We start from the raw sequence: 10,588 nt of genomic DNA, 5'->3' as shown, positions 1-10,588 counted from the left end.
TCGCTACTAAAAACTTTATTAATTACGTTTTGCTTGTTCAGTTTTCAAGGTTCATTTTGTTGCGTTTACTGCGTCACCTCTTGGCGACTTACTTATAATATCAAGATTCTAAAACTATGTCAACACTTTCTATAAAAAAATTAAAATAGTTTTGAAGTATCATTGATTATAAAGAAAATAAGGCAATCAATATTCTAGATGATCGCCTTACTACAATTTTGTTAATTAGTAATTATACGTGAAATATAGAACATACGGTTTTTCCCTAAATCAAAAATCTCTCCTGTGTTACTTAATTTAATAAGAGGCCGTGTTGGAGCAAATTTGTTGACGAACATTACTTCACCACGTTCTAAATTAGAAAGTTCAACAATTGTACCTATAGGTAAATCAGCGACTAAATCAATAAGTGCTCTTACTACTTTAATATCAAACTTTCCAAATTCAGATTCATTAACCATTTCAATCACTTTAAAAGAAGATTGCTTGGATCGATATACGCGTTCACATGTCATTGCATGAAATACATCAGCAACTGCAATTATTTGTGCGAAAATAGATATGTTGGCGATTTTTTCACCTTTAGGATAACCGCTTCCGTTTAAACGCTCATGGTGTTGAAAGATAGCTTCTTTCATCGTATCTTTTAAAATTGTTAGATCCTTGACCATATTATAACTATAGATAGGATGCTTATAAATCTCATCGAATTCTTGCTCTGTTAACGTCGTCTTTTTATCCCGAATACGCGGGTGAATTTTAGCCATACCACAATCTGCTAATAAACCCCCAATTGCTATTTGAATCGTGAGTCCTCTATCATAACCTAATTTTTGTGCAATAACAGAAGAAATCAACGCAGTTGCTACACAATGGTGATATAAATAGTCCTTAGGATTCGAATACTCGTTTAAATCAAAAATAATTGTACGATCTTCTAATACCATCTCTAGCAGAGGAAGAATAATTGTACGTGCTTTCGCAATATCTACCTTGGCACCAGCTTCCCAATTTTTAAATTCCCTTTTAAATTGCTCAACAGAATTGTTGTACACCCTTCTAAAAGTTGGGATAGCTTCAGGTGGAATTGCAACTTCTAATTCTTTGTCGTCATTTAACTGAGCATCTTTCATCCCATCTTTATATACAGGGACCCTTGCAATATTAAATGCACTAAAAACCGGCAGATGCTCATGGGAAATTATTGTGTCTTTAAAAATTATTGGATATTGCGTATTAGCAAAAATATCTTCAGATATTACTTTACCCATGCGTAACTCTGATATTGGGACATGTATAGTTTCCACGAAATTAACACCTCTTCACTATTTCACTTGCTTAACATTAAGGTTATTTCATTTTATCATGGAATTCAAAATAATTACTTATTTTTCATGATTTATAATAAAAACCGATGACGACAACAATAGTGTGCCGATCATCGGTTTTTTACTATTCTACTACTTGTTCATCATCTTCAGAAGAATCGTCATCTTCTTCTTTTTCAACTTTCGCAACAGTTGCAACCAGTTCGTCATCTCCTAAACGAATTAAACGAACACCTTGTGTGCTACGACCAATTAACGAAATATCATTTACGTCCATACGTATCAACATGCCATTAATTGTAATTAGCATTAAATCCTCAGAACCATCAACAGTTTTTACAGCTACCATAGGACCGTTTTTATCCGTAATTTGAATTGTTTTTAATCCAACACCACCACGACTTTGTAAACGATATTCTTCCTCAGAAGTACGTTTGCCGTAACCTTTTGCAGTAACAACTAGAATTTCTTCCCCAGACTCAACGATTTCCATTCCAACTACTTCGTCACCGTCACGTAGTTTAATACCACGAACACCGCCAGCTGTACGACCCATTGAGCGAATATCATCTTCTTGGAAACGTACAAGCATTCCATCACGCGTACCTATAATCACTTGTTTAGAACCATCTGTTAAACGAACAGCAATTAAATCATCATCTTCACGTAAGCTAATTGCTATTAAGCCATTTGTACGGATATTCGCAAATTGTGATACTGGTGTACGTTTTGTAATACCTGTTTTTGTCGTAAAGATAAAGTATGCATCGTCTTCAAATGAAGCAACACGGATCATCGCAGTTACTTTCTCATCTTTTTCAATATTGAGTAAGTTAACAATTGGTAGTCCTTTTGCTGTACGACCGTATTCAGGAATCTCATAACCTTTTGCTCGGAATACTTTGCCTTTTGATGTAAAGAATAGAATTGTATCATGTGTAGATGTATTCATCAGGTGTTCTACGAAATCATCTTCGTTTGTACCCATCCCTTGTACACCACGACCACCACGCTTTTGACTGCGATATGTATTCGCAGCTAAACGCTTAATATAACCGTTATGAGTTAAAGTGACTACTGAATTTTCGACAGGAATTAAATCCTCGTCCTCTATCATTTCCATACCGCCAGATGTAATTTCTGTGCGACGTGTATCATTAAAACGTTCTTTTACTTCTATTATTTCAGTACGAATAATTTCAACAATTTTTGCTTCGTCTGCTAAGATTGCTTTCAACTCAGCAATTAGCACTTGTAGCTCTTGATATTCTGCTTCTATTTTTTCACGCTCTAAACCACTTAAACGTACTAAGCGCATGTCTAAAATTGCTTGTGCTTGACGCTCTGATAAATTAAATCGTTCCATCAATTGCGGCTTCGCTTCATCACCACTACGAGAGCCACGAATAATTGCAATTATTTCATCGATATGATCAAGTGCAATTCGTAAACCTTCTAAAATATGTGCACGGTCTTCTGCTTTCTTTAAATCAAATTCTGTACGACGACGAATAATGACTTTTTGATGCTCAAGATAATGATATAGCATCTCTTTTAAGCCCATTACTTTTGGTTGACCACTTACTAGCGACAACATATTAATGCCGAAGCTTGATTGCATTGCTGTTTGTTTATATAAATTATTTAAAACGACATTGGCATTGGCGTCTTTACGCACTTCAATGACCACACGCATACCACGACGGTCTGATTCATCCCTTAAGTTTGTAATGCCATCTATTTTTTTATCACGTACAAGCTCTGCAATCTTTTCAATAAGCTTTGCTTTGTTTACTTGATAAGGCAATTCATGAATAAGAATTGTTTCTTTACCATTCGCTTTTTGTTCAATTTCTACTTTTGCACGAATAATAATTGATCCGCGCCCAGTTTCATAGGCACGACGAATGCCGCTCCGACCTAAAATTAAACCGCCAGTCGGGAAATCAGGTCCAGGGATAATTTCCATAAGCTCTTCTGTTGTAATCGCAGGATTTTCAGAAAGTGCTAGTACTGCATCGATTGTCTCTCCAAGTTGATGTGGTGGAATATTCGTGGCCATCCCAACAGCTATCCCCGCTGCACCATTTACTAATAAGTTTGGATAACGACTTGGTAGAACAACTGGTTCCTTTTCAGAACCATCGTAGTTGTCAGTATAGTCAATTGTATTTTTGTTAATATCACGGAGCATCTCCATTGCAATACGAGACATGCGAGACTCAGTATAACGCATCGCTGCAGCACCATCGCCATCGACAGATCCAAAGTTACCATGGCCGTCAACGAGCATGTAACGGTAACTAAAGTCTTGCGCCATACGCACCATTGCGTCATAAATGGACGAGTCACCATGTGGGTGAAACTTACCCATTACATCCCCAACAATACGTGCTGATTTTTTATACGCTTTATCTGCTGTATTTCCTAACTCTTGCATGCCATATAAAATACGACGATGTACTGGTTTTAGTCCATCACGTACGTCTGGTAATGCACGTGATACGATTACACTCATTGCATAATCGAGAAAGGATGTTTCAATTTCTTCTGTTATATTAATTCCTTTAACACCGGAGCGTTCTTGTTCTGACAAAGTGTAGACCTCCCCTCACGAAAATTAAATATCTAAATTTTTTACATATACTGCGTTTTCTTCGATAAATTGACGACGGGGTTCAACTTCATCACCCATTAAACGCTCAAATGCTTGATTTGCTTTGATTGCGTCATCTAATTCCACTTGTAGCAATGTGCGATACTCAGGATCCATCGTTGTTTCCCAAAGTTGTTCCGCATTCATTTCTCCAAGACCTTTATAACGTTGTACATTTGGTTTTGGCATTTTTGGTAAGCGCTCTAAAATTTCTTTTAATGTTTCATCATCATAGCAATATTCAACGTGCTTGCCTTGTTTCACTTGATAAAGTGGTGGCTGAGCAATATAAATATAACCCGCCTCGATTAATGGTCTTAGGAAACGGAAAAAGAATGTTAAGAGCAACGTACGAATATGCGCACCATCGACATCGGCATCCGTCATAATAACGATTTTATGATAACGTGCCTTTTCTAAGCTGAATTCTTCACCAATACCCGTACCAAATGCGGTAATCATCGCACGTATTTCTGCATTCGATAAAATTTTGTCTAAACGTGCCTTTTCAACGTTAAGGATTTTACCTCGCAATGGCAAAATTGCTTGGAAGTGACGGTCACGACCAGATTTTGCGGAACCACCGGCAGAATCACCCTCAACAATATATATTTCGCAGTCAGCTGGATTCGTAGAAGAGCAGTCAGCTAATTTACCTGGTAAACTCGACACTTCAAGAGCTGATTTACGACGTGTAAATTCACGCGCTTTTTTCGCAGCAACACGTGCACGAGCAGCCATTAAACCTTTTTCAACAACTTTACGAGCTACCGTCGGATTTTCTAGCATGAATCGCTCAAAACCATCTGAGAATAAAGCATTTGTGATTTGGCTTACTTCAGAGTTACCCAACTTTGTTTTCGTTTGCCCTTCAAATTGTGGGTCAGGATGCTTAACAGAGACAATAGCTGTTAAGCCTTCACGAACATCTTCACCCGTAAGATTTGTATCTGCCTCTTTTAGTAATCCATTTTTACGTGCGTAATCATTGATAACACGTGTGAGAGCCGTTTTAAAGCCAGACTCATGTGTACCACCTTCGTACGTATTAATATTATTAGCAAATGAAAAAATATTTGAAGAGAATCCAGCGTTATATTGCATCGCAATTTCTACTGAAATACCATCTTTTTCACCAAGAACATCAATCGGTTCATGGATTGGTTCTTTAGATTGATTCAAGTGCTCTACATAAGAACGGATACCACCTTCATAATGATATGTAGTAGAACGTTTTTCTTCTTCTCGTTCATCTGCAATTGTAATGCGGATACCTCTGTTTAAATAAGCTAATTCACGAATACGATGAGCTAAAATATCAAATTCATAAACTGTTGTCTCTTTGAATATTTCAGGGTCTGCTTTGAAGCGTGTAGTTGTACCATTACGATCAGTATCGCCAATAACAGTTAAAGCCTGAATTGTTTTCCCGCGTTCAAATATAATTTCGTGAATATGTCCCTCACGATGCACTTGAACGATTGTCTCAATAGAAAGGGCATTAACTACAGATGCTCCTACGCCATGGAGACCTCCTGATACTTTGTATCCACCACCACCGAACTTACCACCAGCATGTAGCACTGTCATTATAACCTCGACAGCAGGCTTACCCATTTTTTCTTGAATACTAACTGGAATTCCTCGTCCATTATCTTCTACGCGAATCCAGTTTTCCTTTTCAATTGTTACTGTAATATCTGTACAGAATCCTGCAAGAGCCTCATCTATACTATTATCAACGATTTCCCATACTAAATGGTGAAGCCCTTTGGAGCTTGTTGAACCGATATACATCCCTGGTCTTTTACGAACCGCTTCTAAACCTTCCAATACCTGTATCTGATCGGCTTCATAAGCTTGATTTTGTAAACCTTCGTTTTCTATAGCCACGGCTTTCATCTACTCCTTCATAACATCATTGTGTGTAAATGAATGAACAGTCAACCGAGCTGACTATTACCATTCTTTTATAATCTAAAAAACTCCCTGGCTAACTTTCCTCAATCGCACCTTGTTTCACGTGGAACAGTTGTGCATGTTCCATCGTCTCATGATGAATTCCATCAACACTTGTAGTAGTTACAAAAGTTTGGACCTCACCTTGAATGGTATTTAATAAATGCGATTGGCGATAATCATCGAGTTCCGACAATACATCGTCTAAAAGTAGAATGGGTGTTTCATTTGTTTCTTGTTTAATTAATTCTATTTCGGCGAGCTTTAATGACAAAGCAGTTGTACGTTGTTGCCCTTGAGAACCATATGTCTGCACATCATAGTTATTCACTAAAAACTGCAAATCATCTCTATGTGGCCCAACCATAGTTACGCCTCGTTCAAATTCACGAGCCTTTACCTCTAACAGCTTTTTGTGCAAAAGATTTTCAACTTCACTAGGAGTGTGTTCTTTTTCAATACCCGCTACTGTGCGGTATTTAATAGCTAATGTTTCTTTACCTTGTGAAATACCTGCGTGAATTGGTTCTGCCCACTCCTGTAATAAATCCATAAATTGAAATCTTTTACGAATAATTTGGGTAGCTGCATGAATATATTGCTCATTATAGACTTCATACATCACATCATCTGTCATTACTTTGCCTTGATTCAGTTTTAAATAATGATTACGTTGTTTTAAAATTTTTTGAAAGGTTAATAAATCATGTAAGTAGACTGGAGAGATTTGTCCAATCTCCATATCAATAAAACGTCGTCGTATTTGCGGACTCCCTTTTACGACATTCAAATCTTCGGGTGCAAACATAACCACATTCATTTGACCAATATAATGACTAAGGCGACTTTGCTCAATATGATTTATTTTACCTTTTTTACCCTTTTTCGTAATCGTAAGCTCAATTGGTAAAATTCCGTGCCTTTTTTGAATGGCCCCTTCTATTTTACCATAGTCTGAATCCCAACGTATCAATTCTTTATCGTTCGTCGTACGATGTGACTTAGCCATGGCCAATACGTAAATGGATTCCATAACATTTGTTTTCCCTTGCGCATTTTCACCAATAAATACATTAATTTTTGGAGAGAAATTTAACGCTAAAGTATCATAGTTGCGGTAATTTGTAAGTTTTAACTGCTCAATATGCATAGTTTATTGTCCAGCGGGTCCAACGATACGAAACCGACCACATCCAGGTATATTTACAACGTCTCCATTACGCAATTTGCGACCACGGCGATCATCTACCTCACCATTTACGTATACTTCATTTTCGTGTAAAAACCATTTAGCCATACCACCTGAGCTAATAGCATCGGTCATTTTCAAAAGTTGTCCTAACGTCACAAACTCAACGTCAATTTCAATGTCTTTCATAGTTGTGCCACCCTCCAAATACAGAATATCTATCTCTCTATCATACCTAAAAATGCACCATAAGTAAAAAAAGATAGCCGCAGTTAACGACTATCTCCTAAAGCGTATCAAAGTTATTAGTGGTGACTGGCAAATAAAGTGAACTTTAAGAACGGTTCTTTAACCAGCTACCTACGTCATAAAAATTAGTAAGTACGAACTGGTAAAATTAACTGTAGAATTGCGTCATCATGTACAGAACGTAAAATAAATGGTCTCATAGCCCCTGTAAATTGAATAACGACATCTTGACCATCAATTGCTTTTAAGGCTTCCATCATGTATTTCGCACTAAAGGAAATCTTTAAGCCCTCCCCTTCTAATGCTTCTACTGGAATTTCTTCTTGCACTTTACCTATTTCTGGTGAATTGGATGACACTTCGACAGCTTGATTATCTAAAATGTCGAAGCGCACGACATTATTACGATCACCGCGAGCTACAAGTGATGCACGATCGATTGCCTGTAATAATGCTTTACCATTAATCGTCACATTTGTTTGATATTCTTCTGGAATTAAACGTGTTGTATCTGGGTAATTGCCTTCTAGTAAACGAGAGAAGAATAATACATCCCCAGTTTTAAATAATACTTGCTGGCTAGTAATAACAATTTGAACAAGGTTTGTAGAATCTTCTAACACCTTATTTAATTCATTTAAGCTTTTTCCAGGAATTACTACGCTATGTTCGACAGCTGGTAAATTTTCTAATTGTACTTTTCGTCTTGCTAGACGATGACTATCTGTTGCAACACAGATTAAAGCTTCATTTTTGATCTGCCAGTTTACACCTGTCAACACCGGTCTGCTTTCTGAAGTGGCAACTGCAAATACTGTTTCACGGATAATTGTTTTTAATAGGTCTGCAGGTATAGTAAATTTTTGATCTTCCGTTAATTCAGGTAGTAAAGGATACTCTGCTGCATCTGAGCCAATTAAATGGAATTCAGATTTACCTGAACGAATATGTGTTTGGAAACCAGCTGTTACTTGAATTTCAACATCATTTGTTGGTAATTTACGTACTATTTCATTGAACATACGAGCTTGTACAACAATTGAACCTGTTTCTGCTATCTGGATAATTTGTTGGCCATCTTCTTCTACAGGAATAAATGTTTGAATTGTAATGTCTGCATCACTACCTGTTAAACGGATACCCTCATTTGTCACATCAATTTTTATCCCCGTTAAAATCGGAATAGTCGTTTTAGAACTTACAGCTTTCATGACATCATTTAAACCCTCTAATAAACGGTCACGTAAAATATCAAATTTCATTTGTTTTCCCTCACATATTTATATTATTTATTTATTAAATATTAAAAGATATAGTAATAGGCCCTGTGGATTTGTGGATAAGTGCTTTGAGATGAATGAAATCAGTCTATCCACATGTAGATAGACTGTGCATAAGTTTGTGTTTAAATAATTGAATTGTCCACAGGATTATTTCCCTAGCATGCTCCGTATTTGTTTAATATCTTGTTGCAGCTGAGTGTCATTTTTCAACATAGAAGATATTTTTTCGTGAGCATGGATAACTGTTGTATGATCACGACCCCCAAATTCTTCTCCAATTTTCGGCAGCGAAAAATCTGTTAATTCGCGTGATAAAAACATCGCAATTTGACGTGGAAATGCAATTAATTTTGTTCGTTTTTTAGCGACAAAATCCTCTAAACGAATATTAAAGTGCTCTCCTACTGCATTTTGAATATCTAAAATGGAGACAGTTCGTGGTTTAGAATTAGGAATTATATCTTTCAAAGCTTCAGCAGCTAATGTAGCGTTAATGTCCTTGTTAACAAGCGATGAGTACGCCACGACACGAATAAGCGCACCTTCAAGCTCCCGGATATTGGAGTCAATCTGGTTCGCAATATAGAGCATTACTTCATTTGGAACGTCTAGACCATCTGCTTTTGCCTTTTTCCGTAGAATAGCAATACGAGTCTCTAAATCGGGTGGTGCAATATCAGTAATCAATCCCCATTCAAACCGGGAGCGTAAGCGATCCTCTAATGTGGGAATCTCCTTTGGTGGGCGGTCACTTGAAATAACAATTTGCTTTGATTCCTCATGCAATGTGTTAAATGTATGGAAAAATTCTTCTTGTGTAGATTCTTTTCCGGCTAAGAATTGAATATCATCAATTAGCAGCACATCTACATTACGATATTTATTGCGAAAATCGAGTGCCTTATTATCACGAATAGAGTTAATAAATTCATTTGTAAACTTCTCGGATGATAAGTACACAACTTTTGCATTGGGATTATGTTCTAACACATAGTGGCCAATGGCGTGCATTAAATGGGTTTTACCAAGCCCTACTCCCCCATATATAAAGAAAGGGTTATAAGCCTTCGCAGGGGCTTCTGCAACAGCTAACGAGGCAGCATGTGCAAAGCGGTTTCCAGAGCCTATGACAAACGTATCAAATGTATATTTCGGATTTAACATACCTGGTGAAATATCATGATGATCGTTATTTTTTGCTTGGATAATAGGCGCTGGTAAATCAAAATCGTCCGAATCCTGGTTTTTTTGAACAACAAATTTAATAAGCAAGTCTTCGCCTGTAAGCTCCGTTAATATACCTGTAATCAAATGAATATAATGATTCTCAAGCCAATCTCGAGCAAACGAATTTGGCGCAGCAATTGTCACGGTTGATCCACTTCCATTGTAAGAAAGTAGTTTTGTAGACTTTAGCCACGTTTCGAAGCTTGGTTTAGAAATTTTTTGTTCAACTTGAGCCAGGACATTATTCCATAATTCTTCTAAATGTTCCAAGCTGCTATTCTCCTTTACAGTTCAATACATATACAGCAATAAAAAAATTTAGTGCATTTATGTGATAAGTAAATACGTTCATTTTACGACTAGTCCACAAAATCACAAGCTGTGGATAAAACTTAACCAAAGGCTGTGATAAAAATTATCCACAGCATATCAACAGTTGTGGATAAAAGATTAGTTCGTTTCAGTTTTCAACAAAGTGAAGCACAGTTATCGTATCAGAAAAACAAAGCTATTTCAATAGTTTGTGAAACTTATCCACACAACCTTTGTTTATGCACTTTTGAGTTGTCCACAAGCACTGCTTATGTGAAAAAGCTGTAGATAACACTTGTGGATAAAAAAACATGCAAAAAATACTATACACAACTCTGTGTAAAAAAGACAAGTTTTCTGTGGATAATTATAATTAAGCAAAATA

At 36.7% G+C, this 10,588-nt stretch carries 7 protein-coding genes; all 7 read right to left on the bottom strand.

Annotated elements, in window-relative coordinates:
- Positions 1–221 precede the first annotated feature (221 nt).
- The 7 genes from H131_RS18975 to dnaA all read right to left on the bottom strand — a co-directional run bounded on the left by H131_RS18975 (position 222) and on the right by dnaA (position 10,161).
- Entirely contained in the window at positions 222–1,307 is a 1,086-nt protein-coding gene (locus H131_RS18975; RefSeq protein WP_010860745.1) for an HD-GYP domain-containing protein, read from the bottom strand.
- Between the two features lie 145 nt (positions 1,308–1,452).
- Complete coding sequence (gene gyrA, locus H131_RS18970) at positions 1,453–3,924, bottom strand: DNA gyrase subunit A (RefSeq protein ID WP_010860744.1); 2,472 nt, start codon at positions 3,922–3,924, stop codon at positions 1,453–1,455.
- 24 nt (positions 3,925–3,948) lie between these two features.
- Complete coding sequence (gene gyrB, locus H131_RS18965; RefSeq protein WP_010860743.1) at positions 3,949–5,886, bottom strand: DNA topoisomerase (ATP-hydrolyzing) subunit B; 1,938 nt, start codon at positions 5,884–5,886, stop codon at positions 3,949–3,951.
- Between the two features lie 91 nt (positions 5,887–5,977).
- Positions 5,978–7,093: a DNA replication/repair protein RecF gene (gene recF / locus H131_RS18960; RefSeq protein ID WP_010860742.1), complete on the bottom strand. Its 1,116-nt coding sequence runs from the start codon at positions 7,091–7,093 to the stop codon at positions 5,978–5,980.
- 3 nt (positions 7,094–7,096) lie between these two features.
- Positions 7,097–7,321 (bottom strand): S4 domain-containing protein YaaA, encoded by a 225-nt coding sequence (yaaA, locus tag H131_RS18955; protein WP_010860741.1) that lies wholly within the window; start codon positions 7,319–7,321, stop codon positions 7,097–7,099.
- A 185-nt stretch (positions 7,322–7,506) separates the two neighbouring features.
- Positions 7,507–8,643: a DNA polymerase III subunit beta gene (gene dnaN / locus H131_RS18950; protein ID WP_010860740.1), complete on the bottom strand. Its 1,137-nt coding sequence runs from the start codon at positions 8,641–8,643 to the stop codon at positions 7,507–7,509.
- Positions 8,644–8,811: 168 nt separating this feature from the next.
- Positions 8,812–10,161 carry a chromosomal replication initiator protein DnaA gene (gene dnaA / locus H131_RS18945; RefSeq protein ID WP_010860739.1) on the bottom strand — a complete coding sequence of 450 codons (1,350 nt, stop codon included), beginning with the start codon at positions 10,159–10,161 and terminating at the stop codon, positions 8,812–8,814.
- Positions 10,162–10,588: the final 427 nt, after the last annotated feature.

The sequence above is a fragment of the Lysinibacillus sphaericus OT4b.31 genome (assembly GCF_000392615.1).
Classification (GTDB): domain Bacteria; phylum Bacillota; class Bacilli; order Bacillales_A; family Planococcaceae; genus Lysinibacillus; species Lysinibacillus sphaericus_B.
The sequence above is the reverse complement of the archived record's forward strand: the minus strand, read 5'-3'. Positions and strand labels throughout refer to the sequence as shown.

What these genes read in the sequence shown, in the direction of transcription:
- gyrB (WP_010860743.1), bottom strand. Translation starts at nt 5,886, where the DNA reads ATGAAAGCCGTGGCTATAGAAAACGAAGGTTTACAAAATCAAGCTTAT.
- dnaN (WP_010860740.1), bottom strand. Translation starts at nt 8,643, where the DNA reads ATGAAATTTGATATTTTACGTGACCGTTTATTAGAGGGTTTAAATGAT.
- recF (WP_010860742.1), bottom strand. Translation starts at nt 7,093, where the DNA reads ATGCATATTGAGCAGTTAAAACTTACAAATTACCGCAACTATGATACT.
- yaaA (WP_010860741.1), bottom strand. Translation starts at nt 7,321, where the DNA reads ATGAAAGACATTGAAATTGACGTTGAGTTTGTGACGTTAGGACAACTT.